The 24,761-nt window shown below is 69.2% G+C and carries 30 protein-coding genes; 27 read left to right on the forward strand and 3 right to left on the reverse strand.

Translation table 11 applies throughout. From position 1 onward, the window contains the following. The first annotated feature begins 444 nt into the window (after positions 1–444). The 24 genes from AQJ67_RS47555 to AQJ67_RS10540 all read left to right on the forward strand — a co-directional run bounded on the left by AQJ67_RS47555 (position 445) and on the right by AQJ67_RS10540 (position 18,486). Positions 445–690, forward strand: a complete 246-nt coding sequence (locus AQJ67_RS47555; RefSeq protein ID WP_159058745.1) for a hypothetical protein — start codon at positions 445–447, stop codon at positions 688–690. A 290-nt stretch (positions 691–980) separates the two neighbouring features. Continuing rightward, on the forward strand, positions 981–1,361 hold the full coding sequence (locus AQJ67_RS10435; RefSeq protein ID WP_062717805.1) for a hypothetical protein: 381 nt from the start codon (positions 981–983) through the stop codon (positions 1,359–1,361). Continuing rightward, a complete protein-coding gene (locus tag AQJ67_RS10440; RefSeq protein WP_062717806.1) occupies positions 1,358–2,161 on the forward strand; it encodes an SPDY domain-containing protein in 804 nt (267 codons plus the stop codon). The genes AQJ67_RS10435 and AQJ67_RS10440 overlap by 4 nt, the downstream gene beginning before the upstream one ends. A 26-nt stretch (positions 2,162–2,187) precedes the next feature. Then, a complete protein-coding gene (locus AQJ67_RS10445; RefSeq protein ID WP_062717807.1) occupies positions 2,188–2,544 on the forward strand; it encodes a hypothetical protein in 357 nt (118 codons plus the stop codon). Further along, positions 2,535–3,353, forward strand: coding sequence for an SPDY domain-containing protein (locus tag AQJ67_RS10450; RefSeq protein WP_062718530.1), 819 nt, complete (start codon positions 2,535–2,537; stop codon positions 3,351–3,353). The genes AQJ67_RS10445 and AQJ67_RS10450 overlap by 10 nt, the downstream gene beginning before the upstream one ends. 285 nt (positions 3,354–3,638) lie before the next feature. Then, positions 3,639–3,938, forward strand: coding sequence for a hypothetical protein (locus tag AQJ67_RS49170; protein ID WP_244190420.1), 300 nt, complete (start codon positions 3,639–3,641; stop codon positions 3,936–3,938). A 2-nt stretch (positions 3,939–3,940) separates the two neighbouring features. Beyond that, positions 3,941–4,720 carry an SPDY domain-containing protein gene (locus tag AQJ67_RS10460; protein ID WP_062717809.1) on the forward strand — a complete coding sequence of 260 codons (780 nt, stop codon included), beginning with the start codon at positions 3,941–3,943 and terminating at the stop codon, positions 4,718–4,720. A gap of 32 nt (positions 4,721–4,752) precedes the next feature. Beyond that, a complete protein-coding gene (locus AQJ67_RS10465; protein ID WP_062717810.1) occupies positions 4,753–6,546 on the forward strand; it encodes a type IV secretory system conjugative DNA transfer family protein in 1,794 nt (597 codons plus the stop codon). Next, on the forward strand, positions 6,543–7,019 hold the full coding sequence (locus AQJ67_RS10470; protein ID WP_062717811.1) for an XF1762 family protein: 477 nt from the start codon (positions 6,543–6,545) through the stop codon (positions 7,017–7,019). Before AQJ67_RS10465 ends, AQJ67_RS10470 begins: the two co-directional genes overlap by 4 nt. A gap of 35 nt (positions 7,020–7,054) precedes the next feature. Then, complete coding sequence (locus AQJ67_RS47560) at positions 7,055–7,201, forward strand: hypothetical protein (protein WP_159058746.1); 147 nt, start codon at positions 7,055–7,057, stop codon at positions 7,199–7,201. A gap of 129 nt (positions 7,202–7,330) precedes the next feature. Then, positions 7,331–8,836: an IS21 family transposase gene (locus AQJ67_RS10475; RefSeq protein ID WP_062717812.1), complete on the forward strand. Its 1,506-nt coding sequence runs from the start codon at positions 7,331–7,333 to the stop codon at positions 8,834–8,836. After that, positions 8,836–9,627, forward strand: a complete 792-nt coding sequence (gene istB / locus AQJ67_RS10480) for an IS21-like element helper ATPase IstB (protein WP_062717813.1) — start codon at positions 8,836–8,838, stop codon at positions 9,625–9,627. Before AQJ67_RS10475 ends, istB begins: the two co-directional genes overlap by 1 nt. 128 nt (positions 9,628–9,755) lie before the next feature. After that, positions 9,756–10,208, forward strand: a complete 453-nt coding sequence (locus AQJ67_RS10485) for a hypothetical protein (protein WP_244190421.1) — start codon at positions 9,756–9,758, stop codon at positions 10,206–10,208. A 75-nt stretch (positions 10,209–10,283) separates the two neighbouring features. Continuing rightward, complete coding sequence (locus tag AQJ67_RS10490; RefSeq protein WP_062717814.1) at positions 10,284–10,886, forward strand: hypothetical protein; 603 nt, start codon at positions 10,284–10,286, stop codon at positions 10,884–10,886. A 44-nt stretch (positions 10,887–10,930) separates the two neighbouring features. After that, positions 10,931–11,740, forward strand: a complete 810-nt coding sequence (locus AQJ67_RS10495; protein WP_062717815.1) for a hypothetical protein — start codon at positions 10,931–10,933, stop codon at positions 11,738–11,740. 243 nt (positions 11,741–11,983) lie between these two features. Further along, positions 11,984–12,220: a hypothetical protein gene (locus tag AQJ67_RS44935; RefSeq protein ID WP_062717816.1), complete on the forward strand. Its 237-nt coding sequence runs from the start codon at positions 11,984–11,986 to the stop codon at positions 12,218–12,220. Then, positions 12,217–12,930, forward strand: coding sequence for an SPDY domain-containing protein (locus tag AQJ67_RS10505; RefSeq protein WP_062717817.1), 714 nt, complete (start codon positions 12,217–12,219; stop codon positions 12,928–12,930). The genes AQJ67_RS44935 and AQJ67_RS10505 overlap by 4 nt, the downstream gene beginning before the upstream one ends. A 201-nt stretch (positions 12,931–13,131) precedes the next feature. Next, a complete protein-coding gene (locus AQJ67_RS49175; RefSeq protein WP_062717818.1) occupies positions 13,132–13,419 on the forward strand; it encodes a hypothetical protein in 288 nt (95 codons plus the stop codon). A 51-nt stretch (positions 13,420–13,470) separates the two neighbouring features. Next, positions 13,471–13,776, forward strand: coding sequence for a hypothetical protein (locus AQJ67_RS49180; protein WP_244190422.1), 306 nt, complete (start codon positions 13,471–13,473; stop codon positions 13,774–13,776). Between the two features lie 273 nt (positions 13,777–14,049). Next, entirely contained in the window at positions 14,050–14,367 is a 318-nt protein-coding gene (locus AQJ67_RS10520) for a hypothetical protein (RefSeq protein ID WP_062717820.1), read from the forward strand. A gap of 31 nt (positions 14,368–14,398) precedes the next feature. Beyond that, the gene (locus AQJ67_RS10525) at positions 14,399–15,250 is read left to right on the forward strand and encodes a hypothetical protein (RefSeq protein ID WP_062717821.1); all 852 of its coding nucleotides are present in this window, start codon (positions 14,399–14,401) and stop codon (positions 15,248–15,250) included. A 120-nt stretch (positions 15,251–15,370) separates the two neighbouring features. Further along, positions 15,371–16,243, forward strand: coding sequence for an adenine nucleotide alpha hydrolase family protein (locus AQJ67_RS10530; RefSeq protein ID WP_107122839.1), 873 nt, complete (start codon positions 15,371–15,373; stop codon positions 16,241–16,243). Continuing rightward, positions 16,240–17,517 (forward strand): DNA cytosine methyltransferase, encoded by a 1,278-nt coding sequence (locus tag AQJ67_RS10535; RefSeq protein ID WP_062717822.1) that lies wholly within the window; start codon positions 16,240–16,242, stop codon positions 17,515–17,517. Before AQJ67_RS10530 ends, AQJ67_RS10535 begins: the two co-directional genes overlap by 4 nt. 51 nt (positions 17,518–17,568) lie before the next feature. Further along, a complete protein-coding gene (locus AQJ67_RS10540) occupies positions 17,569–18,486 on the forward strand; it encodes a bifunctional DNA primase/polymerase (RefSeq protein ID WP_079055870.1) in 918 nt (305 codons plus the stop codon). A gap of 64 nt (positions 18,487–18,550) precedes the next feature. Here AQJ67_RS10540 and AQJ67_RS47565 read toward each other — a convergent pair whose 3' ends face one another. Continuing rightward, on the reverse strand, positions 18,551–19,042 hold the full coding sequence (locus tag AQJ67_RS47565) for a hypothetical protein (RefSeq protein ID WP_159058747.1): 492 nt from the start codon (positions 19,040–19,042) through the stop codon (positions 18,551–18,553). A gap of 36 nt (positions 19,043–19,078) precedes the next feature. Here AQJ67_RS47565 and AQJ67_RS10550 point away from each other — a divergent pair, with 36 nt between their 5' ends. The 3 genes from AQJ67_RS10550 to AQJ67_RS10560 all read left to right on the forward strand — a co-directional run bounded on the left by AQJ67_RS10550 (position 19,079) and on the right by AQJ67_RS10560 (position 23,172). Beyond that, the gene (locus AQJ67_RS10550) at positions 19,079–20,965 is read left to right on the forward strand and encodes an acetate and sugar kinases/Hsc70/actin family protein (protein ID WP_159058748.1); all 1,887 of its coding nucleotides are present in this window, start codon (positions 19,079–19,081) and stop codon (positions 20,963–20,965) included. Positions 20,966–20,982: 17 nt separating this feature from the next. Then, entirely contained in the window at positions 20,983–21,726 is a 744-nt protein-coding gene (locus tag AQJ67_RS10555) for a hypothetical protein (protein WP_062717825.1), read from the forward strand. A gap of 513 nt (positions 21,727–22,239) precedes the next feature. Continuing rightward, the gene (locus tag AQJ67_RS10560; RefSeq protein ID WP_062717826.1) at positions 22,240–23,172 is read left to right on the forward strand and encodes a helix-turn-helix domain-containing protein; all 933 of its coding nucleotides are present in this window, start codon (positions 22,240–22,242) and stop codon (positions 23,170–23,172) included. An 18-nt stretch (positions 23,173–23,190) separates the two neighbouring features. Here AQJ67_RS10560 and AQJ67_RS10565 read toward each other — a convergent pair whose 3' ends face one another. Together AQJ67_RS10565 and AQJ67_RS50410 are read right to left on the reverse strand one after the other, a co-directional pair. Continuing rightward, entirely contained in the window at positions 23,191–24,021 is an 831-nt protein-coding gene (locus AQJ67_RS10565) for an SAM-dependent methyltransferase (RefSeq protein WP_062718536.1), read from the reverse strand. Between the two features lie 248 nt (positions 24,022–24,269). Next, on the reverse strand, positions 24,270–24,731 hold the full coding sequence (locus tag AQJ67_RS50410) for a DUF397 domain-containing protein (RefSeq protein ID WP_341846149.1): 462 nt from the start codon (positions 24,729–24,731) through the stop codon (positions 24,270–24,272). Between the last annotated feature and the right edge of the window lie 30 nt (positions 24,732–24,761).

Here is a 24,761-nt window from a genome sequence, read left to right on the forward strand (position 1 = left end):
ACACCTCAGCTGGGACGAAACGAGGCGGCTGGCCACGCGTGCCGTTCCCACTCTGCTCACAGCCCCGTACGCCGTTCACATCCCCGCCCATCTCTTCGGCCAAGCCGTCTACCGCCGCGCCGCGATGGACATCCGCGCACAGCGGGCGGCAGAGGCTTCGCCCGCATCGCCGCGCCGGCCCCGCCGCTCGCGGGGCTGAATCATCCCTGCCCGCTGTCCGTCCGACAGGAGTCCACACCCGCGTGCCTGCCCGTCAGCCGTCTGCCGTCCCCTACGTCCTGGCCGCTCCCGGCTACCTCACTGGCGCAGGTGGCTGGGAGCAGCTGACCGAGCTGCTGCTGCGCGGGCACGGCTGGCACAACGTGTCCACGATCGACCAGCACACCGCGCTGGCCAGCCCCGACGGGCGCCTGCACCGCCTTCAGCCCCCACACCCCGCTCGCCGTGGTCACGGCGTTCACCCGCAGTCTCGCCCGCGGCGATCCGCTACCGCGGACGGCCATCGGAACACCGCTGTACGGCTGCGGGCCCCACACCCGCCTGGCCCGCACAGCGCACGGGTGGCACGACGAGCAGGCGCTGCTCGAAGCCCGGATCACCGACGCCCGCACCAAGCGGACCACCGCATCGGAGAGCGCCGCGCCTGCACCGAAGCCCGTCCGGGCCACAGCGGCCACCCGTATCCGCTGACCCGCACGGCCCCCGCACGCCACCACCCTCTTCGTTTCCCCCGTCTTCCCTTCGTTCAGGAGCCTTCCGTACCCCGCATTCCCCTTCGTACCGAGCCACCACCGATCGCCGCCGAGCGTCGGCCTCGGCTGACCGTCCTCCTCTTCCGCCGCTACCTGCGCGCCTGCACCCCGACCGGTCCCGACCACACCGTGCCCCTGGCCGGCGCGCGCCCCGAGAACGTGCTCGCCGAGGCCCACCGAATCGGCCACCACCATCACCACTGAGCCCGCACCGCACCCTGGAGGAGCATGGACCACCGCACTCTGAACTCGGTGAGGCTGGCCGACGAGATCACCCGCCAGCTCGGCCAGCTCGCCGACCACCTCTCGCAGCTCCCCCCGCCCCAGGCCGCGCAGGTCATCGCCCGCGTCCTCGACCCGGACACCGGAGTCCTGGGCGGCATCTCCCACCTCGTCGCCACCGGCAGCGTGTTCGCCAAGGACCAGGCCGAACGAGGCGCCCTCCCCGCGGAGGTGTGGCTCGCCCTGGGCCGCGCCTCGAACGAACTGCACGACATCAGCTTCGACCTGGACGAACACAAGGAAACCCTGCAACGCGTCGGCACCCAGCCCTCCACCGTGGCGAAGCCCCCGGCGCCCGCACCGCTCGTCGTCCGGCGGCACCGGTGAGGAAGAAGCAATGGCAGGGCTGGGGGCCAGGCGAGCAGGCCGAGCAGCACTACCTCGTCCAGCCTCGCGCTCTCGCCGGCGGCGGCGACGTGCGGCACGTTTCGGAGTTCCTGCGCGCCTCGGGATGGCGGGACAGGTCCAAGACGGGCGGCCCGCTGCTCATGGAGAGCCCGGACCGCACCGTCCGTGTGGCCTACGACCCCTACGTCCTGCCCGGCGGGTGGACCGTTCACGGCCAAGCGGACGACCCCAACGGCGCGTGGTCGGCGCACCTGGGCCGGCAGACCCCGGTGGAGATCGTCGCCGGTCTGACCGACGCCCTCACCCAACCCCGCTCGGCCCACGCTCCCAACGTCTGGGCACCGTTGGAGGAGCAGAACTGGCACACACGCTTGGAGGGCGAGCGCTACACCGCGACCAGCCCCGAGGGGGCTGCGTGGATGCAGTACCGCCACAGCCCCGACGGTTCGGCGATGTGGTGGACCGGCGCGAAGGACAAGCAGGGAAACGGCTGGACGGCCAACTTCACCCCGAACACCCCGATGTACCTGGTGCAAGCCTTCTCGGCCGAACTCGCCAACCCCGATCCCGTGATGCGCCCGCGCGGGCGTGTCCCGCACAGCGCACAGATCCGCACCTGGTCGGTCTCCGTCAAGCCCTCCCAGCTCCGTGCGTGGCAACAGGCCCGGATCACCGCCGCGCGCGCCGCCACCTGGGCCCGCAACAGCGCCCGAACTACTCGGCCACGCACCACCGCCCGTCCCCACACCCCCGCCGGCGGCACCCGGACCCGCCGCTGACCCGCCGCCCCGCCCTACGGAGCCCGATGCCCGCACTCACCCCGGACACCATTCACACCGCGACCGAAACCCTGTCGGACCTCACCGACTACCTGCGCCAAAACCCCGACCCCGTAGAGGCCCTCGCCCTCGTCGAGCCCCTTCTCGACGAGTACACGGGCCTGCCCGTCCAGCTCGCCGACACCCTGCGCGCCCTCGCCCGTGCCCTGCAGGAGGCCCCGGACGTCCCGCGCACCGCCCAGGTCGACCTTCTGATCACCGAACTCCGCACGGCAGCCTGGGAGCAGGCCGACCAGCACACCCTCCACTACGTCCTGGACGACCTCCGCCACCTGTACGGCAGCGTCGGCGGGAGCGAGCCGGGGTGTGGCCGGTGCCGCTGAGTGAACGGCAGGTCGCCGCGTTCGCCGACAAGCACGCCTGGCAGATCCCCTTCGACACCAGCCCCCGCCATCTCGCCGGCCCCGGGGATGCCCGCCACGTCACCCACGGCCTGGCAGCCGCCGGATGGAGCGCCGTCTCCGACCCGTTGAGTGCCGAGGTCGTCCTGCGCAGCCCCGATCTGCGCCACCGCCTCCAGTTCGACCCGCAGTCCCACACCTCCGCGTGGTGGCGGCTGCGGGCGGAGTCCACCGACACCGAGCCCGGCTGGTATGCCGAGTTCGGCGAACTCGTGCCCGCCGAGGTCCTCGCCAGCTTCACGGACGCTCTGGTCGTCCGCCCTCAGCAGGCGGATCCATGGCAGCCGGTGATCTCGGCGGGGTGGCACCGCGACTCGGACGGCACAGCGCGCTCGCCGGACTCCATGTGCCGTATCGAACTGCGCCCGTTGAGCGAATTCCACGACCGGCCGTCCTGGCACGTCGAGACCCGCGAGTCCGGCCACAAAGAGTTCCCCGGCCCGCTCATCTGGCACGCGTACTTCGACGAACGCACCCCCGCCCACCTTGTCGGATCGTTCCTCGCCGCGCTGGCCAACCGCAGCCCGCTCCAGCGCGGCCTGTACGACCGCACCGGCCACTACAGCGCTGTGCAGGAGCCCAGCCCACTGCGCCCGCAGGATGTGGTCGACGCCCACACTGCGCGCCTTGAGTCCCTTCGCGCGCAGGCACGCTCCGCCCGCCGGCACCAGACGAAACCCGCCACTACAGCGGCGAAGACCGGCCCGGCCCAGCCGGCCGCCCGCCGCTGAACCGACAGGACCCTCCTCATCTCCACCGACCACCACGCACACCGCGACTTCCTCCGTCACCTCGACGGCTACCTGAGCGACAGCAAGAAGATCCTCGACGCCTGGGACGCCTACTCCGAGGAGCACACCGACCTCGACGGCTGGCCCTACGACGACCACGCCTACGGCCTGCGCGCGAGCCAGCGCGACGCCGACACCCACACCGCGTTCGAGGCGCTCCGCAACGGCGCCCGTCACCTGCTGGCCACGGCCGAGACCCAGCTGGTCCAGCTGCCGCAGAACACGGTGCAAGGCCGCTGGGTCTACCAGTTGGGTGTTCTGCGCGACGCCCTCGACCGGCTCGACGAACTGCACCAGCAGTGGCTGGCCGCCCGAGACGCCCTTCCCGCCACCGCCACGCCCGGTACCGCCGGCTTCGACGACGCCCTCGCCGAGCATCACGCCGAATCGTGGGGCTACCTCGACGACTGGGCCACCCACGGCAAAGCCCTCCGGGAAATCAACTCCGCCGCCCGCAAAGCCCGTTCACCCCTGGCCCCCATACCGATCCCGGCGCTCATGCGGCGGCGCGCGGGCCGGAAGTGAGCATGCCCCCGACTTCCGAGACCGTCGAGGTCGACTTCATCTCCCCGCGCCACCTCGCCGGCGGCGGTGATCCCGCCTGGATCACCGTCCCCCTCCACCGGGCCTGCGGCTGGAGACACGGCAACGACACCCTGATGCCACGCGTCCTGCTCTCCAGCCCCGACCAGACGGCCCACCTGCACCTGGAGCCCAACCCAGACGGCCAGCGGTGGACGCTCAACCACGCCCCGGAAGCCGACCGGCCCGCCTGGTACGCGAGCTTCGGCGCCCGCACCCCCGTCGAACTCATCGCCGCCGTCACCGATGCCCTCACCGACCCCGCCCCGGCAGCGAACGCCTCCTGCGACCCGTACGAACCGCTCCAACAGATCGGCTGGTCGCCCGCCGCCACGGACAACGGCCTCGTATCGCCCGACGGCACCGCGTACGTCCAGCGGCTGGGCAGCGCGGAAGAACCGGGCGCCTGGTTCATCACCGCCACCCTCGGCCCAGACCGGCCGGTGTGGCAGGCCCGCTTAGGCGAACACACTCCCGCCCGCCTGATCGCCGCGTTCACCGCCGCGCTCGCCGATCCGGCCCCCGTAGCGCGCACCGACAGCGTGCACCGTCTGCCGACCCGTGACCCGAACGTCGTCACCCGACGGACCACCGACGTGCTCGCCGTGCACGTCGCCGCGGAGCTGAAAGAACGCGTCCACACCCTCTCTGCCCGGCGCACCGCCCCGCCGGCCCCACCGATGCCCTCGCCCCAGCCGCCGGCCAGGAACGGCCGCAGCCGCTGATCCCTCAGTCCCCGCCCGGAAACACGTAGCCCTTGCCCCCTTCCTCCTCCAGCACCAACACCGACGGGTACGACCTCGTCCTGCGCCTCCTCCTCGGCGTAAGCGCCGTCGTCGTCCCACTCGCCCACCTCGCCTGGCTGTCCGGCAACGTCACCGCCTACCTCACCGGAGCCGACTGGGCCCGGTACCAGCCGACCGCCGCCCTGCTCCACCCCGAGCAGGTCTGGCCCGGCGCAGGAGAGACGTCCCTGCTGATCGGTGCACGCATCATCCCTGTCGTCATGTTCCTGGCCCTCGGTGTGGGGGCGGGTGTCCTGTGGGCCCGGTACAAGAACCGCAGCGGCGGCCGGAAGAAGAAGATCACCGGCATGGCCAAGGCCCGGGACATCGAACCCCTCATGGCCAAGGCGATCACCGACAAAGCCCGCTCTCTACGCCCGAGCCTGAAGTACACCAAGCACATCCAGGCCCGCGACACCGGCATCCTGCTCGGCAACCTGCAGGGCACCAAGCACGAAGTGCGCATGGGGTACGAGGACGTGGCCGTCGCCATCATGGCGCCCCGCTCGGGCAAGACCACCAGCCTCGCGATCCCCTCCATCCTCAGCGCACCCGGCCCCGTCCTGCTCACCAGCAACAAGGCCGCGGGCGACGCCTTCACCGCCACCTACGACGCACGCGCCCGCGTCGGACAGGTGTGGTCGATGGACCCGCAGCAGATCGCGCACGCCGAACGCGCCATGTGGTGGAACCCCTTGGCGGACGCCAAAACCCTGGACGGCGCCGGACGGTTGGCCGGCCACTTCCTAGCCGCCTCGGTAGACGCGAGCCAGCAGGGCGACTTCTGGTCCAAGGCCGGATCCAACATCCTCGCCCAGCTCTTTCTCGCCGCGGCCCTCGACGACCGGCCTATCACCGACGTCATGCAATGGCTCGCGTTCCCCGCCGACCGCACCCCGCTCGACATCCTCCGCGACCACCAATTCGCCGCCGTCGCCGCCCAGCTCAAGGGCACCGTGGAAGGCCCGCCGGAAACCCGCGACGGCATCTACGAGACCGCCCGGCAGTACGCTGCCGCGCTGCTGAACAGCGAGATCGCCGCCTGGGTCACCCCGCAGAAGGACACCGCCGAGTTCCGGCCGTCCGCGTTCGTCACTTCCACCGACACGCTCTTCCTGCTCAGCAAGGACGGTGGCGGAGGCGCCTCGGCGCTGATCGCTGCGTGCGCGGACTCCGTGATGCGCGCGGCGACCGCGCAGGCCGAACGCGCCGGCGGACGGCTCGACCCGCCCATGCTCGCGATCCTCGACGAGGCCGCCAACGTCTGCAAGATCAGCGACTTGCCGGACCTGTACTCGCACCTCGGCTCCCGCGGGATCATCCCGATCACGATCCTGCAGTCCTACCGCCAGGGCCAGAAGGTCTGGTCGGACGCCGGCATGGACGCCATGTGGTCCGCCTCGACCGTGAAGGTCATCGGTTCCGGTATCGACGACCCCGATTTCGCCGACAAGCTCAGCCGTTTGATCGGCGACCACGACGTCGAGACCACCTCCACCTCGCACTCGGAGTCCGGGAAGTCGACCTCGGTGTCGATGCGGCAGGAGCGGATCCTTCCCGCCGACGCCATCCGCGCCCTGCCCAAGGGCACCGCGCTCTGCTTCGCCACCGGCATGAGGGCCGCCATGCTGGACCTGCGCCCGTGGTACCTGGAGCCCGGAGCAGAGGAGCTGTCGGCGGCGTCCGCCCGCGCGTCGAAGGCGATCACCGCCCGCGCCGTCGCGAAGCACGCGCCGACACAGTCCGACTTCGGGAAGGCCGCATGAGCGGGGCCCGGCTGCACCTGGTGCCGGTCCGCTCACGTGAGGCGAAGGACTTCGTGCGCGCCTGGCACCGCCACCACCCGCCGCCCGTCGGACAGATCTTCGCCGTCGGCGCCGCCGACGAGACCGGCACACTGCACGCCGTGGCGATCGTGGGCCGGCCGGTCGCCCGCCACCTCGACGACGGCGCCACCCTCGAAGTCACCCGGACCTCCAGCGACGGCGCCCGCAACGCCAACTCGCTGCTGTACGGGGCGGCGTGGCGGGCAGCGAAGGCTCTCGGATACCGGCGCCTGGTCACCTACACGCAGGAGGGGGAGAGCGGCGCATCGCTACGTGGTGCGGGATGGCGGGTCATCGCCAGCCGGCCGCCCCGCGCCGGCTGGCACACCCCCGCCCGGCCCCGCGCCGACCACGGCACCGACCGCATCGCCCGCCTCCTGTGGCAAGCACCCCCTTCTCAGCCCGGACAGTGACGGGCCCTCCACGTTCCTCCTCCTCACGCCCCTGCATGTTCGGAGTTGCCCTGCAGACCCTCGACTTGACCGAGCACACCCGTCTGATGGGCCAGGTGGCGCCCACGCTGAAGGCTCTGTGCGCGGAGGTGGAACGGATCCGGGAAGGCGACCTCGCCCAGCCGGTCCGCGACATCGCGTGACGGCGGAAATGCAAAGCTCCCTGCAGGCGGTCTGATCGGCTCCCCGCAGGCGGACACGAGATGTCCCCGCTGATGGACGCGTGATCCTTCTTGGCTGTCTGGACCACTTGGCCTGTTCTCTTGGCCAGTGTGAAGAGCAAAGAGGAGATCATGGAGATTCTTGAGGCGTACGACCTCACGGGCAGTTACCGTGCGGCGGCCGAGCTGGCCGGGTGCGACCACCACACCGTGAAGCGGTATGTCGAGCTTCGCGACCAGGGCGGCGACGCGACGAAGCGCCTGCCACGGCCAAAGATGATCGACGACTTTCTGCCGAAGGTCGAGGAACTCATCGAACGATCCGGCGGCCGCATCGGGGCCGACCGAGTGCACGACAAGATAAAGGCGATGGGGTTCACCGGCACCGACCGCACGACTCGGCGGGCAGTCGCCGCGGCGAAAGCTTCCTATCGCGCCGGCCACCGCCGAGTATTCCGCCCATGGATTCCAGAACCGGGACTCTGGATCCAATGGGATTGGGGCGACGGACCGAAAATAGCAGGCCGCAAAACGTGGCTGTGGTGCGCTTGGCTGGCCTGGTCGAGGTTCCGGGTCGTGATCCCTGTCCTCGATAAAACCCTGCCGACCATCGCGAGTTGTCTGGATGCCACGCTGCGTCAGATCGGCGGCGCCCCGACCTACGCACTCACCGACAACGAGCGTACGGTTACCAGCGACCATATCGCGCGAATCCCGGTACGCAATCCGCAGATCATCGAGATCGGTCACCATTACGGCTTGACTATCCGGACCTGTGTCCCTGCGGATCCGCAGTCCAAGGGCGGTTCCGAAGCGACGGTGCGAATCGCGAAACGGGATCTTGTGCCCACTGACATCAACCTGCGTCCGGGCTATCGGGACTTCTCGGAACTCGAGGAAGCGTGCCGCCAGTTCACCACCGAGGTGAACAACAAGGTCCATCGCGCGTCTCGGCGTCGGCCCATTGAGGCTCTCGCCGAGGAAGTCCACCGCCTGCACCGGCTCCCGGAGAATCCGTTCACCGCGGCCCTGGGAACCACCCGCAAAGTCGCCAACGATGCCACAATCTCAGTGGATTCGGTGCGGTATTCGGTCCCGCACCAGCTGGCCGGACAGACCGTCTGGGCCCGCTTTCACGGCGACGAACTCGTCGTCACCGCGGTCACCGAGGACGGCGCCGCCGAGGCCGCCCGCCACCGCCGGTCCACCCCGGGCAACCCGTCGATCAAGGATGAGCACTACCCGCCACGGGAAGAAGAACCAGGTGAGAGGACTCCAAAGGCCGCTTCCGCCGAGGAGGCTGCGTTCTTGCAACTCGGCCCCGGAGCGGCCTCCTGGCTGGTCGAGGCCGCGGCCTCAGGGGCCCGCCGGATGCGGCCGAAGATGGCCGAGGCCGTCCAACTCGCCAAGCTCCACGGGGCCGCGGAAGTCGACCGGGCCCTGGGAACCGCGGCAATCGCCGGCCGATTCGCCGAAAACGACCTCATCTCAATCCTCGACCACCACATCGGACGGCACGTTGCCGAGCCGACCCGGGCTTCCGAGGACCACAGCCTCCAGCCGGGCACATCCGCTTGGTCCCGATTCGGCGTTGCCCCTGAAGGAGAAGAAATCTGATGGCTACCCCTCTTCGCACCATTTCAGGATCGAACGGCGATCCGCTCGCCGAGGCAATCGAGCTGACTCGTCGGCTCAAACTTCCCCACATTCGCCGTTCGTTGACCGATCTTATTCCCACCGCGAAAGCCCAACGCTGGGACCCGGCCGAGGTCGTCCGCGTCCTGCTGGCCGAGGAAGCCGCAGGCCGGGATGCGGCGAATCTCCGCACTCGCCGCAAGCGGGCCGGTTTCCCTGCCGGAAAGACATTCGGCGACTGGGACGAAACCGCCTCCTCCATCACGCGACAGGTCCAGGATTCATTGAAGACGCTGGAGTGGATTTCACGCAAGGAGAATCTCTGCGTCTGCGGACCGTCCGGAACTGGGAAGTCGCATTTCACAGAGGCGTTGGGGCAGGCCGCGGTCGAGGCCGGCATGACGGTGGCCTGGTTCGCGATCGAGGACCTGGGCGCCCTCATCCGCCGCCACCGCGTCGACGATTCTCTTGCACGGGCGATGACCCGGCTGATCCGGAGCGACCTCATCATTGTCGACGACATTGGCCTGCTGCCGGTTTCAGCGGACGCCGCCGAGGGCTTCTTTCGGCTGGTGGATGCCGCCTATGAAAGGCGTGCAATGGCGGTGAGTTCGAACCTTCATCCGTCTGGATTCGACGAGATCATGCCCAAGACCCTCGCCACCGCGACCGTCGACCGGCTACTTCACCATGCCCATGTCGTCGTCACTCAGGGTGACTCGTTTCGGCTCACCGAGGCGACCTCGGGCAAGGGGGTGAGGCCGATGAACTGACCCTGCTCCAGAAAGGATCACGCGGACCGGGCGGGGAAATCCGCTGTCCGCGGGGAGTCCGTGGGGAATTCTCGTGTCCGCCAGTGCATGGGTTCCGCCGTCCGTCACCGGGGGTGACCTCATGGCCATTGACAATCGCGCCCACCAGCCTGCGCGTGCAGCAGCTGGCCACGCAGTGCACCCAGCAGTTCCACGAACTCTCCCTCAGCCAGTACGCCTTGATGAAGGACGGCCGGGAGAACCTCGCCTACCTCGCCGGCGCCTGCTCCCAGATCTCCCTCGCCGCCACCCTGTGCAACCTCGCCATCCACCACCGCACCGAGATCCTGCTGTACGAAGACGCCGACCCGACCCCCACCACCAGCCGCGACCAACTCCGCCGAGCCGCCGACGAAATGAGACGAGCGGCCACCACCTACCGGAGCCTGGCCCAAAGACTGTCCCGCCACCTGGCTACCTCAGCCGCCGCCCGAAACCCAGACCAACTGCTCCTCACCTCGCAGCATGCCGCCGCCCACACCCCGGCCAACGCCACACCGCCGGGACCGGCAACGCACACGCCCGCCCCCAGAAAGCGCTGACACCCGCACACGCCGCCAGTCCGCCACCCGCTCCCGGCAGCACACACTGCACTGCCCGCACCCCCTGGATCCCCTATGCACTTCCTGGACCTCCCCGACGTATTCATCGGGTCCACCGATGACGCGCACACCTTCGTCGTCCTCAACCGCCCACTCCGAGGCGCCGACCGCCTGCTGACCGACGCCGGATTCACCGTCCGCGAGGTGAACGGCCGGACCGTCTACCTCCTCCCGCCGGGAACAGCCCAGGAAGCCCACGACCGAGCCGGCACCGCGATGCACGGGCTCCTGGCCCGCACCCACGACCTCGTCGACCTCTCCTGGACCACCCGCTGGAGCCCGAAGGGTCCTCTGCCCGATCCGGATCTCCGCTTCACGTTCACCGACGCCACCGTCACCGCGAGCGCCGCCACACCCGAGGCCCGCTCGCTCCTGGAACAGCACGGCTTCACCCCGTCCGCCGACGCCTCCTCCTACCGTCCGCCCGAGCGGCGGAAAGATCACGCCCTGCTGGGCACGGTCGTGCGCGCCGAGATCCATGCCTACGTCCAAGGTCTCGGCGTCCGTGTCGAGCTGGGCATCCCCACCCCCGACGCGATCCCCGCCCCCACCCACCGCGCCCGCAGCGCCGTCCCCGCCGCTCCGGGCGCACGGCAGGCGCCGCGCCGCAGCCACTGACATCCCCGGAGACCCCCATCACCATCCGCCCCATCGATCTGCCCGTGCAGGTCGACCACCTGCGTCAGCTCGCAGCCGACTTCGACGCCCTGAAGAACAGCGTCACCGCGCTGAACGTGCAGCCGGGAAGCGCGCTGCTGCAGCACCTCGCCCCGAAGATCGCCCAGGTCCACGAGCTGACCGGCCGCACCCTGGTCCGGCTGGCTTCCCTCAACGGCAGCCAGTACACCGTCGTGCCCGGCAGCCGCACCTCCCTGAAGGCACTCGCCGGCGTCGTGGAATCGGCCTCATCCGCCGCCCTCGACCGCGCGCACGCAGTGACCGACAACCCGCTCGACGCGGCCGGCTCCGCGGGCGGCCCGCCCCTGGACGACGATGCCGTGCGCCAGGCCCGGCACGCCGCAGCCCAGCCGCATCTGACCAAGGCCCTCGCCGACGCCGCCCACCAACTGGCCCTGTCAGCAACCGGCTGCCACTACACCGCATCAGGCATCATCAGCGACCTCAAGGACCACCCCGAGCACCTGCCGCCGCTCCCGCAGCTGACCCCCGCCCAGTACACGGCTCTCGAAAAAATCGCCCAGGGCGGCAGCGTCTTCTCCCGGTCCCTGCGCGGCGGCCGGGACACGATCCGCGCGGGCGACCGCAGCACCATCCACAGCAAGCCGTTCCACGTCCTCGCGAAGAACCGGCTCATCCGCAAAGACGGACAGGGTTCCTCATTCGGCGGCCAGGACGTCACGATCACCACCGCCGGACGGCTGGCCCTGGAGACACAGCAACCCCGCCGTGCGCCGGCGGCAGCACCAGCCAAGGCGCCTGCTGTCGTCGCAACGAGCGCCCGGCACCGGTGAGCGCCTGCCCCCGACGACCTTGTCCTGGTCTGCGGCAGCGTCTTTGTCGGCTTCGAGCCGACCCGCTTCGACGGCATGTGGTGGAGCATCCGGCATCGCCGAGGACCCGGCGGCCGAGCAGGAGCACAAGTCAAAGGCCGCACAGAAAACGACAGGCCCCGCACTGACTCCCTCCCAGCACGACGCCCTACCTCGCTGAACGGCGGAGGCCATCTATATGAGAGTGCCACCCGTGGCCTGGGCGTGACCCGCGTCGCCACCAACGACTGCACCCGCGTCTCCTTTGCCACCTATCGGGCCCTTGAGAAGGGTGGACTCGTCACCAGGGACACCAGCACCTCCCTGTGGACCGGCGGGCAGAAGATCACCGGCACCGAGCAGGGGCAGCAGGCCCTGGCTCAGCCGCGCCCCCGCGCGGCTCTTGCGACCGCGGTGGCCACTCCGCCCAAGACCACGCTCGCGCAGGGAGTTCACCGGTGACCACGTACGGACCCGACGAGCGGGTGTTGGTCTCCCCGCGGTACATGGCGGGCGCCGGCGACCGGCTCGCCGACGCGCTCGGCCCGCTGATCCACCTCTTCGGCTGGCCCACGCAGCACGACGCTGCCACCGGACACGTCGCGATCAGTAGCCCGGACGGCAGCGTGTTCTGCGACTTCGACCCCGTCCAGCCTGTCGGCCGGTGGTGGACGATCACACACCACGAGCCGTACTGGCAAGTGCAGTTCAGCCGCCAGACGCCCCTGGAGGCCGTCGCCGCCGCCACCCAGGCGCTGCCGCAGCTTCTCGGCGATGAGCGGCACGCCGAGCGCATTCCGATCACGGACATGCCCCTGAACAAGCTCGCGGCGCTCAACGACTGGTCCGTCGAGGACGGCGTCCTGACCTCGCCCGACTGGTGCTGCCGGCTCCTTCACACGCCCGAGGCGGACATCACGTGGCGCATCGAGCACGCCTTCTTCGAGAAGCAGCCGCTGGCCACCTTCACGCGCGAGGTCCCCGAGGGCCTCGTCCGCAACTTCTTCGCCCACCTCGCCACACCCGCGCCGGTGGAACGGGCCTTCGCCGACGTCCCCCTCAGCACGCGCCACGAGCACCACAACCTGATCACCCCCGTCCGCGGCTCTGCGATCAACCCGCAGATCGACCACGCCCTCGCTCAGTTCGGCCGCACCGGCCGACGTCGATGAACCGCCCCTGCTCTGGAGCCATCCCTGCCCGAGAAGATCCTCTCGCTGGAGCCCGCCGAACAACTCCTGCTGCTGGCTGCCGACTTCACCCGGCACAACGACGCCCTCACCCGGCACCGGCTCAACCACCCTCACCCCGGCGCCTTCCTCACCGAGCGCACCGCGTCCGCCCGGCACCTCGCCCGCTCGGCACTGGACATCGTGGGCACCCTCAACGCCCAGCCGATGTACCACAGCCCCGACATCCGAGCGGTGTACTCGCGGGTGCGGCAGCTCGCCCACCTCGCCACCGACACCGCCGACCACCTGTTCGACGCCGTCGGCATCCTCAACCACACCCGCGACGGGTTGCCCGTCGAACTCGGCGACGACTTCCTGGCCGTGCTGAGCGAGCACGAGGCTCTCCAGGAGGCCGGCCGACGCTTCACCCTCGTCATGCACCTCACCGTGCTCGGCGCATCCGACGCATCGGCAGCCGCGGAACTCTAAGTCAGCGAACGATGCCACTGGGGTGCTGTTCCGCAGCACCAGCCGCCGCCCATGTCACCAGCCCAGGAGGCCACGCTGCGGGCCGTGGCACGCGGCGAGGTGACCATCGCCGACGGCAAGCCCCGCCTGCGCCGCGATGACCTGCGCGTCACCATCAGCACCGTCCGTGCCCTGGAGGGCCGCGGCCTTCTCGCCCGCGAGGACACTCCGCTCTGGTTCCACGACGAGCGTGTCCATCTCACCGAGGCCGGGCGCCGCGACCTCGCCGCCTCATTCGCCCGGCCGCGCCCCACCGGCCTGACCACCAGTAGCCCCGCACCGCCCCCACCGAAGGCCGCTGCCAGCCGCGCCCGCTGACCCGTACCCGACCTCCCAGGAGACCTCACGCCCTCCGACACCCCCACCGCGCACGACATCGCGCTCGCCCTGGCCGCGCAAGTCCACCCCGACGCCACACCCCGCGACGTCGTCGTCCACTTCACACTGCGCCGCCTGGCCGCACCGCACTACGACCACCGCTCCTCCGGCGGCCCCGCAACCGGCACCGCCCACGCCCTGCACGCCCGGCTCTACGGACTCCCCGACGACCCGAGCCCGGTACCCGCCGCCCTCGACGAACTCCTCCAGTACGTGAGCACCGAGCGTGACGCAGACCAGCAGCAGGCCGTACTGGCCCAGCTCGCCGAGCAGCTGCGCAACGCCGCCGAGGTCCTCGAATGGGCACGCAACAACGCCCACTGGCGTCAACTGCCCACCCTCACCTGGGAATGGCTGCGTGACGCCACGGCCACCGCCCGTGGCCTCGCCGCCGGCCTCGACGAGGCCGGCCCCGCCTTCGCATCACCAACCCGTCCCTCCCGCGGCCACGGCACCCGCCCCGCCGGCACCGGCCGCGCCGCGCCAACGCCGCCGCCGCCTCCCGCCCAACAGCCCACGCGTCGGCACTGACCGCCAGCCCGCTCGCCTCTGAAGACCCCTGATGACGACATCACCCGACCCCGATCACACTCCCCTGTTCGACGTCGACGTGCCCGTTGCGCCGACGCCCGTGGAGCGGCTGCTGGCGCTCGCCGGCCTCTACACCCAGCACAACGACCGGCTCGACCTCCTCCTGTTCGGACCCAGCCCTCGCCCCGATCCGGATGCCTGCGCGGCCTCGGCCCACCGTCTGGACCGCGAGACCCTCGCCTGCATCACAGCGCTCCGCCGACAGCCCCTGCCGGCCATCGAACCGGTCAAGAACGCCGTCGTACGGCTCAAGCAACTCGCCTACCTGACCGGCGGGGCCACCCGCTACCTCACCGCCGCCCAGCACGTGCGCCCCCTGGACGATGCGGACCACACGCACCCTGACCTCCGGCGCGGATTCGGCCAGTACGTACGACTGGCCCGCGAACTCACCGCCCTGGCCCCACTCACCATCATCGAATCCGCCTACCCCATCGCCGGCAGGCTGCCGAGCAGGGCCCGCAGCACCACCACCATCCCCACCATGGACGCCGACCGTCGCACCGCCCTGCTCGAAATTGCCCGCGGCCACATCGCCGTCACCGGCCACGACGAGCACCAGCGCGTCCACGGCCACACCGTGGCGGTGGACACCGAGATGCTGCGCCACCTCGAAGCCGAGGGCCTGGTCACCCGCGAACCTGCCTCCGCGCCCCCGTTCTTTCCCGGCGGGCCGCCCCGCGACCGCGCCCGTCTGACCACCCTCGGAACCCGCGCCCTCAGCACGGTCCTCGTCTCCCCCCACTACATCAGCGGACAGGCGTCCGGCCCCGTCCCGGTCCCCGCTCCCGGTGCGGTCATCTCCGCCCGCGCACACCGCTGACAGCGCGCACCCTCACCCCCGGGCCCCGCCGTCTCCCTCTTTTCATGCAAGGACATCCCGATTCCCGCTTCTCCCACCCACATCTGCATTTCGCTAGGTGCCGGAATTCAGTCCAGCGCCATGCTCGCCCTCTCCGCCAACGGCGTCCTACCCAAGGCCGATTACGCCATCTTCGCCGACACCGGCTGGGAACCCCGCGCGGTCTATCAGCATCTCGACCGACTCGAACGCGACATAGCCAAGCCCGCCGGAATACCCATCCTCCGGGTCTCCGCCGGGAACATCCGAAAGGACGCCCTCGACCCGTCGCATCGCTTCGCCTCCATGCCCCTGTATGTCCTCAACCAGGACGGCAGGCAAGGGATGACCAGGCGGCAATGCACCGGGGAATACAAGATCAAACCAATCAAGAAGAAGGTCCGGGAAATCCTCGGATATCCCTACCCCACGCGCATCCCGAAAGATGTCTTTGTCGAGCAGTGGGTGGGCATTTCCACGGACGAGTTCCATCGCGCCAAGGACGCCGACGTCCGCTACATGCGCAACCGGCATCCGCTCATCGACATGGGCTGGTCGCGAAGGGACTGCATCCGCTACCTGACCTCCATCGGCCTGGAAAACACACCGAAATCGAGTTGCCTGGGCTGCCCATTTCACGGAAATTCGCAGTGGCGGAACATCCGTGACACGAGTCCGGACGAATGGCAGGACGTGGTGGAATTCGACGCCGCCATCCGACAGGGCAACGCCCGCGCGAACGCGAACGGCAACCATCTGCTCGGCCAGGCGTTCTTGCACCGCTCCCGTATACCGCTCAGCGAAGCCCCGATCGACCACGTCACCGCCGCCGAATGGGCCGCCCGCCAGGCCGAGTTGACCGACGCACCGAACGAACAGGAACTGGAGCAGGGCGTGGTGGACGGCTGCTCCCCGTGGGCCTGCCGGGGCAGCGAACCGACGGTTTCGCAGGACGACTTCGGGCTGGCCTCTTGATCCTGGACCTGTTTGCCGGTCCGGGGGGATGGAGCCACTCTCTGACCATCCTCGGCGCCCGGGACGTGGGCCTGGAATGGGACGAATGGGCCTGTAAGACCCGTGCGGCAGCGGGGCAGTTGACCATTCGTACGGACGTGGCCCTGTATCCGGTCCGGCCGTTCCTCGGACGGACCGTCGGGCTCATCGCGAGCCCTCCCTGTCAGGCGTGGAGTATGGCCGGCAAACGGCTCGGGCTGCTGGACCAGCCGCTGGTGCACCATGCGGTCGCGGACCTCGCCGCCGGCCGGGACACCCGTGAACGACTGCTCGCCGCCTGCCAGGACGAGCGCAGTCTGCTGGCCGCCGAACCCATGCGCTACCTGCACGCCCTGAACACAGTCGGTGAGCCGGAATGGGTGGCCATGGAGGAGGTCCCCGACGTCCTGCCGCTATGGCGGCAGTACGCGGCCATCCTCCGCCGCTGGGGATTCTCCGTGTGGACCGGGATCCTCAACGCCGCCGACTACGGCGTACCGCAGACAAGACGGCGGGCGATCCTGCTGGCCTCCCGAGTCCGCATCGCCGAACCACCCGCACCAACCCATGCCCAGACCGCCGAGCCCGAGTCGCTGTTCGGACCGGGCCGCGCCCGGTGGGTGTCCATGGCCGAGGCCCTCGGCTGGGGCGCCACCGACCGGCCCGTCCCCACCGTGTGCGCCGGCGGCGGCCCCGGTGGAGGCCCCGAGCCCTTCCCCTCCGGCTCCCGCCAAACCCTCGCCAACGCCCGCGACCGGGGCCTGTGGCGCCCTCAACTACCCGCCGCAGAGACGGTGTTCGAACCGCAGACGCGTGGAACAGGCCGGACATCCCGACACGGCCCGCGCACCGCCACATCCGCAGATGCCCCAGCCCCCGCCTTCACAAGCAAGGCCACGCACTGGAAGTGGTCCCTGCGCAGCAACAACCAGGCCAACGCCACCGTCCGATCGATCGAGGAACCGGCCGGGACGCTGTTCTTCGGGCACCGCGTCAACGAGTGCCGCTGGATCGCCGAGCCCGCCGACGACACACCGCCGGAGAACGAGACGGGGGCCGCGCCGGAGCCGATCCGGATCACCGCACGCGAGGCCGGCATCCTCCAGACCTTCCCCGCGGACTACCCCTGGCAGGGCAACAAGGGCCAGCAGTTCTCGCAGATCGGCAACGCCGTACCACCCCGCCTCGCCGCCCACCTTCTCGCCCCGTACCTCGGCGTCACCCTCGCCCCCGACGACTTCACCCTCGCTGCCTGATAGCCGCGTGCCCGCGCTCTGCCCACGCCACGATCACCGAAGGGCTCCCCCCTGAACCACTCCGTTCCCTGGTCCTCGGCGCTTACGCACGCCCTCACCGCTGCCGGGCGAGGGCTGGCCGTCTTCCCCCTCGGGCCACTCAAGCAGCCCGTCATCCGCAACCCGCACCCCGACCGCGCCTGCCGCGGCGAGTGCGGGCAGTTCGGCCACGGCGTCCACGACTCCTCCACCGACTCCGACACCGTGCGGGCCTTGTTCCGGGCCGCCCGCCGCGCCACCGGCTACGGCATCGCCTGCGGACGCCCCCCACACCACCTGATCGGACTCGACCTCGACCGCAAGAACGGCCTCGACGGCATCACCGCCCTCACCGACCTGGCCACACGGCACGGCTTCCACCTCCCGGACACCGTCACCATCGCCACCCCGAGCGGGGGCCGCCACCTCTGGCTCGCCGCACCCCCAGACGCGGCCATCCCCAACTCGGCCAGCCGTCTGGGCCCCGGCATCGACGTCCGCGGCAGCGGCGGCTACCTCGTCGGCCCCGGCTCTCTCAGCCCCAAGGGCGCCTACCAGACGCTTCCAGGCCACCCCAGCGACCCTGCCCCGGCGCCCTTGCCGCTGCTGCGCCTCATACAACCGCCCCGGCCACCGGCCGTGACCCCACCGCCGCGCAGCACCGGGCCCCACAGCATCGAACCCCTCGTGCGCTTCGTACGCGACTCACCGGACGGACAGCTCAACAACCGCCTGTACTGGGCGGCCTGCCGTGCCTACGAAGCAGCCGACGAACCCGACGCCGCCGCCGACGCCCTGCTTCACGCCGCCATCGACGCCGGCCACCCAGAACGCGGTGCCGCCCGCACCATCGCCAGCGCGCGAAACCGCGCCCACCCCGGCCGCGCCAGCCCTGTAACCAGGCCGGCGGAGCCCAGGCCATCACGATCTGCACCCCGAGCCCTCCACTGACCCTCCCGATCCGGCCGACCCTCGCTGGCCGGATCAGGCGATTCGACACCTTCGGAGATCGGTCTCAGCGTTTCCCGAGAACTGACCGGACGGTGGAACGCGAGTGGCCCATCAGGCGGGCAATGCGCGCTTCCTCGATCTGGTGCGAGCCGGCCTCGCGAATCAGGTCGTCACGGGATGCCTTCATCTCCCCGTAGGCGCGGAGCTTTCCGAGAACTCCTTCGGCACCCTCCTTCTCAGGCGGCTCTTGACTGTCGCCCTCACTGGCGTCGGAGTTGAGTGCCCTCTGGCAGAAGCCGCGTTCTTCCTCCGTCGGTTCGTCGTCCGCGAGTCGCACGGCTTGGGTCAGGGCATCGGTCATCCGAACCTCACGATCAGAAGAAGCGAGATGCCCGGAAATATACATGCCCAAATTCAGGCATCCCTCCCGTGATATTAACTGCTCAATATCGTCTGTTCTGGTGTCCTTGAGCCCGGCGAAGGGACAGGTCGGGCCCATTTTGGGAATTGGCCAGGGATTCTTCTTCCGAACCGAACCTGTCGCCGACGAAGCCATCGGGTGCTTCGTGGACCACACTTCGTAGGGAGAGTCATGTCCGAACCTTTGGTCGTCTGCGGAATCGATCTGGGCACACATGCCACAGGGTTTGCCTGGGCGGTGATCGACGAGGAGAACGAGGACGCCGCGCTTCGCCGTATCCATTTCTTCACTCAGTGGCCAGGCCAGCCCGTGGCCGCAGTCAAGACTCTCTCCGCTCTGCTGCTCGGCGAGGGTGACGAGGTTCTCGCCTGGGGGTATGAGGCCAGGAACCGTGCACTGGGTCTTCTCAGCGGTGAAGAGGGCCGCCGGTACCGTGCAGCGTTCAAGATGGACCTGATGCAGTCGACACGGCGAGCCGTTGGCGGGCCCAGGGGAAGTGGCCGCAACGCCAAAGCGGAAGGTCCTCAGACCGCCGAGACTGCCGAAACAGAGAGCGCTGCGTCGACAGCGGAGGAGCACGGTGAAGACACGGGGGCGTGCTCTGAAGAGGACGAGGAGGGGGAGGATGAGTCATATCTGAGGGTGCAGGAACCTCCAAGCGAAGCAGAGAGGTTGACGATCGAGCTGCTGTCTCGGGTACGTGAGGCGGCGTTGGCGCAGATCACGAGCAGCGGCTACCTGGCAGAAGACATCCGCTGGAGCATCACGGTGCCGGCGATCTTCACCGACGTGGACAAGCAGACGGTCAGGCGATGTGCCGCCGCAGCCTGTTTCCCCGCCGAGGACGGTCGGCTCATTCTGGCTCTGGAACCGGAGGCAGCGGTCCACCACGCGCGTGTTCGCGGTGCCCGACCGCCAGGAGAGGACGACCAGTCTCCGACGGACCTTTGTGCTCCCGGGCGCCGGATCCTTGTTGTCGACAGTGGTGGCGGCACTGTGGACTTGGCCGCCTACGTGAACGACGACGACGGTCGCATGGTCGAGATCGGTTTGGTCAACGGCGGTCGGCACGGCTCGAACGAGCTCAACCACCGTTTCGAGGATCGGCTCCTGGCCGACCGCTTCGGCAAGCCCGAACTCGTCGCACTGCTTCGCGAAGAAGTACCCGAGGCGATGCTGGAACTGGTTGATGCGTGGGAGCGCCACAAACTGTCTTTTGGACCGGAGACCACGGCCCCCGTCCCGCTGCCCATCCCCGCCGCGATCGACCGGAAGCTGGGTGCTGCGGTACGCAAGCGTCTGTCGCGCAGGCAGGGTGGCGTCACCGACTACATCCTTGTCACTCCCGAGGAGATGCGGGACGTCTTCGACACAGTTGTGCCCGATGTCCTGGACCTCATCGATGAACAACTCGCCGAGGTGACACCCCAGAACAGCCCGCCCGACGCACCCAAGCCAGTGGTCCTGATGGTGGGCGGATTCAGCAACTCGCGCTATCTCCAGCACGCGTTCAAGCAACACCTCCAGGGCCGCGCCCACGTCCTGGTCCCGCCGGATCCGAGCTCCGCCGTGCTCTACGGAGCCGTGCACTTCGCCTACAGTCCACAGACGCGCGCCCGCCGCGCCCGCTACACCTACGGCGTGGACTGCTGCAGCCCATTCGAGCCCGGCATCGACTCCGAGAATCTCCGTTTCGTTGCCTCCGACGGCGTAGCCCGCTGCCGGAACCGCTTCGCCAAGCTGGTGACCATCGGGGACGTGGTGGACACGGGCAAGGAGATCAGCGACGTCTTTCTGCCCGTTGAGGGAACCACCAAGAGCCTGACCTTTGACCTGTACACCACTATGGAAAGGGACCCTCGGTATGTGACGGACCCGGGCTGCGAGCGGATCGGCACCGTCCACGTCGACCTGGCCGGGGCCATGAGGCACGCCCTCGACGATCGCGGGGTGCGGGTACACCTGCGGTTCGGCGAAACAGAGATCAAGGTACGCGCTCTCGTGCAGAAGACCGGCGAAGAGGTCTCCACCACCGTCCACTTCGCTTCCGACTACTGACTCGTCCAGGAGCACCCTTGAACATCCCCGAGTTCTCGCATCCGCCGGAAACCCCCGGCTCCCGCCCGGAGGTGCCCCAGCAGCAATCCTCGCTCACAACCCGCGAGGACGTGCGACGACTCCAACATCAGCTCGACCGGGGTAACCAGCGCCTCTCCGCTGTGGAGCGGGACAACAAGGATCTGCGTCAGAAACTCCTCCACACCAGCGCTCGCGTGGAGCGGTTGGAGAGGAGACTGGCCGCCATGCTGGCCGCACAGACCCGCCAGCGCGGAGACCTTCCATCCAACGCGCATGCCGACCACCAGACCATCGCCCGCGACTACCAGTCCCTGGTCGAACACCACCTCGCGTCGCTGGCGCTCGCCGCCACCGCAGCCAGCACCTGCCGGCCTGCCTACGAACCCGCCACCCTGTGGTTCCTCGGCGAGCTGACCCGCGCGCTCTTCCAAGACTGCCCTACCGCCGGCCTCGTCGAAGAGGCCCTCGGCCTGAACGCGGCCGGGCGGAAAGCACTCGTCCCCCGCATCGACCACGTTCTGACGGAAGTGCACGCGCTACGGCAACGGGCGCAGCGCACCGGATTGCCGTTCCGGTGGGACTTCGACATGCTGCCCGGGGCACGAATCGACCCGACACGCCAGGCGGCCTGGCTCTCGTGTGATCCCCGCCTGCCGGTTCAGTACGTGATCGCCCCTGCATACACGGTGGAGCAGCAAGTCTTCTGCCTGCAGCGCGTCCTCACTGGGCCATCATTCTGACCCCGCCCCGGCATCGCACGGAGGCGGGCAATGGGTGGTGGGGGCACCACGTGGTGCCCCCACCACCCATCGGAACGTGGTCTGCCAGACCAAAGCCGACTTCCGGCCCTGTTCGGCGACACTGCCCGCCCCAGAGCCCGCCCTACACCGACACCGCACAACAAGCCGCCTGCGGGCCGCGAGTGCTCCGATCCGGCCACCCGATGACCAGCCCGACCGAGCATCAACCTCAAAAGCACACGGGCCACCCATACGCCCATTTCAGCCAGCCTGTCGCAATGGGCCCCAGCGAGACGCTCGGGGAGCATCACTCCGGCGAGGCGTCAACTCACCTCGCAGCGCGCCGCGTTGAGGCCCTACGGGACACTCGCTTACCTCACAAGAGGCTTGTGGTGTCGGTCACACATACAAACGATGTTGGACTTTTTTCCGATTCCGCCGCCGGAGCCGGGCGGTTCGTGCACGATGAGTGCCGATAGCTTCACCCTCAGTTCGTAGTACCAAGGAGCGATTGTGGTCCAGCAGTTGGCAGGGGCCGGGGACCCAGGCGAGACCGAGAGCCCCAAAGCCGGCCGCGGGGTGCGGTACCTGCGGGACGAGCCCGCACCGTCCGCGCAGCGCATGGTGCTGGGCCATGCACTGCGCAAGCGCCGCAAGAGCCTGAACCTGAAGCAGGGGCAGGTGGCCCGCTTCATAGGCGGATCAGCCTCGAAGGTGAGCCGGATCGAGAACGGGCGCCATCAGTTCAAGGAACGTGATCTGCAGGCCCTTTTCCAGCTGTACGGCATCGACGACCCGACCGAGCAGGAGCTGCTGCTGGGACTGGCCGCGGGTGCCAACGAGGCGGCGTGGTGGCAGCCCTGGTCGTGGGCGACGTCGAAGCATCTGCAGGCCGTGGTGAGTTTTGAGGAGATGGCTCAGCGGATCAGGTCGTACGAGCCCCTCCATATTCATGGTCTGCTGCAGACCCCGGCCTACTCCCAAGCCGTGATCAACCGGGGCCCGGGCACCTTCCAGGAACTGGAAGCCCGGGCGCAACTGCGCCGGGAACGCAAGGCTCGTTTCGCCGACGCGCCTGCGGACAAGACCGGCATGTTCATCATCGACGAGGTCACCCTGCGCCGGCCGGTCGGGTCCATGGAGGTGATGTGCGGGCAGCTGGAGCACCTGCTTGAACTGTCAGCCGACCCGCGTTATCAGTTCCGGCTTGCCGAGCTGGGCCGCTGCGACCTGCCCGTCGACCTGGGGGCGACGACCATCTTCGACTTCGCCGGCATGCTGCCCACCCTTGTCTACGCCGAGGGATTCGACGGCGGTCTGATCATCGAGGACGACGAGGCGGTCGACCTGCGGGTGAAGGCATTTGACGCGCTGCTGTTCGCCTCTCTGGCACCCCGTCAGACGCGCCGCCGGATCAGCGACCTGCTCCGCCATTACCGCCGCTGAGCAGGCCGGCTCCTCCTGTCAGGGTTTACGGGCCACGCCGGCATAGAGGGATACCTGCGCGTCGCTCACCAGGCTGGGCCCGCTGCCGGGCTCGGGCCGCCAGCGGTGCCCGACGACCAGGCCCGGCTCGATCAGATCCAGACCGTCGAAGAACCTCATGACCTCCGCCCGGGTACGTACCCGGGCGGGGGTCCCGGCTTGCGCGTAGGTGTCGACGACGGCCTGCCAGGGTTCCGGAACGAAGTCCCCGGTGTCGTGCGACAGACTCAGATATGAGCCCGAGGGCAGCTCCTGCATGAGGCGCCGCACCATGCGGTAGGGCTCGTCGTCGCCGGTGACGAACTGCAGCAGGGCATGCAGGCTCAGCGCAACCGGCCGCCCGAAGTCGATGACGCCCTCCCTCTTGACCGCGTCGATGACGGCAGCCGGCTCGGTCGCATCAGCCTGGACGTAGCAGGTGACGCCCTCGGCCGTGCTGTCGAGGAGCGGGTCGCAGTAGACATGCACGATCGGATCGTTGTCCACATAGGCAACCCTGCTGTCGGGCGCGACACTCTGGGCGACCTGGTGGAGGTTGGGCGACATGGGGATCCCGGTACCCACATCGATGAACTGGCGCACTCCGAGCCGAGTCAGGGCGCGTACCGCGCGGTGCATGAAGGCCCGGTTGACGCGGGCCGCTGACTCTGCCGTGGGGAAGAGGCGAATGACGGTATCGGCGACCTCCCGGTCCACGGCGTAGTTGGTTTTCCCGCCGAGGAAGTAGTCGTACACCCGGGCACTGTGCGCCTTGTCCTGCCCTAAGTCCGTGCCCCTGCCGTGCACAGGTTCGGACTGCTCCCCCACCATGGTCCTCCCGCCGTCCCGCGACCGTCCGCCCACGTCAGCGGCGGAATGCACTTGCATTGTGCTCCTGATCACCGGCTGGTCGCCGGGAATGTCGAGCACTGAATGACTTTTTGAACTTGCGAGCACGTCTGCGCCCGGGCATGTTCGCGGAACCACAGGTTCCGCGAACCGTGCCCGGCCGGCAGTACCCCGGACACCCCTCTTTGCAGGTGCGTACAGGACCGAACAGCGTCACCCGTGAGGACCGGCTACAGCTCCCCGCGTCCCGCAGCCAAGGTGAAGGCGGACGCCGCCCGCCTGGTTAAGGCGATCGCAGCGCCACCGGGCACCTTCGAGTCACGGAACCAGACCTGCCCTCCGGACGGCTGCGCCACCTCAACACATGCCCCCTGAGGATTGCTGTAAGAACTCTTCCGCCAGACAACCGGCTCTCGTTGACCGCTACTTGCGGGACTGCCGTGTACACGTGTCGGCTTCTCCACCGGACGACCTCCTGCGGTGAACGAACACCCCGTTGCCCGAATGCAATTGCATTTCGGTCCGACGCTAGGAGGATCACCGCTCTTGCAGCGGATATGCCTGATTGAAGCAACAATGTCTTGGATCAGCCGCCGAGCTGCTTGCAAATGCGCCGTCGTGCGGGGTTTGTTCACCGCTCCGTCACACCACCACCAGAACGCGGTCCCGCCCTCGGCAGCGCGATCGAACACGCCCGCACCCGCGTGAGCACGTCCCGACGG

Source organism: Streptomyces caeruleatus, from assembly GCF_001514235.1.
GTDB lineage: Bacteria > Actinomycetota > Actinomycetes > Streptomycetales > Streptomycetaceae > Streptomyces > Streptomyces caeruleatus.

Coding starts and splice junctions, on each gene's coding strand:
- AQJ67_RS10565 (WP_062718536.1), bottom strand. CDS start 24,021: ATGGTGGGGGAGCAGTCCGAACCTGTGCACGGCAGGGGCACGGACTTA.
- AQJ67_RS10530 (WP_107122839.1), top strand. CDS start 15,371: ATGCTCGCCCTCTCCGCCAACGGCGTCCTACCCAAGGCCGATTACGCC.
- AQJ67_RS10525 (WP_062717821.1), top strand. CDS start 14,399: ATGACGACATCACCCGACCCCGATCACACTCCCCTGTTCGACGTCGAC.
- AQJ67_RS10445 (WP_062717807.1), top strand. CDS start 2,188: ATGCCCGCACTCACCCCGGACACCATTCACACCGCGACCGAAACCCTG.
- istB (WP_062717813.1), top strand. CDS start 8,836: ATGGCTACCCCTCTTCGCACCATTTCAGGATCGAACGGCGATCCGCTC.
- AQJ67_RS49180 (WP_244190422.1), top strand. CDS start 13,471: ATGTCACCAGCCCAGGAGGCCACGCTGCGGGCCGTGGCACGCGGCGAG.
- AQJ67_RS10435 (WP_062717805.1), top strand. CDS start 981: ATGGACCACCGCACTCTGAACTCGGTGAGGCTGGCCGACGAGATCACC.
- AQJ67_RS47565 (WP_159058747.1), bottom strand. CDS start 19,042: ATGGCTTCGTCGGCGACAGGTTCGGTTCGGAAGAAGAATCCCTGGCCA.
- AQJ67_RS10550 (WP_159058748.1), top strand. CDS start 19,079: ATGTCCGAACCTTTGGTCGTCTGCGGAATCGATCTGGGCACACATGCC.
- AQJ67_RS47560 (WP_159058746.1), top strand. CDS start 7,055: ATGTTCGGAGTTGCCCTGCAGACCCTCGACTTGACCGAGCACACCCGT.
- AQJ67_RS10460 (WP_062717809.1), top strand. CDS start 3,941: ATGCCCCCGACTTCCGAGACCGTCGAGGTCGACTTCATCTCCCCGCGC.
- AQJ67_RS10490 (WP_062717814.1), top strand. CDS start 10,284: ATGCACTTCCTGGACCTCCCCGACGTATTCATCGGGTCCACCGATGAC.
- AQJ67_RS10470 (WP_062717811.1), top strand. CDS start 6,543: ATGAGCGGGGCCCGGCTGCACCTGGTGCCGGTCCGCTCACGTGAGGCG.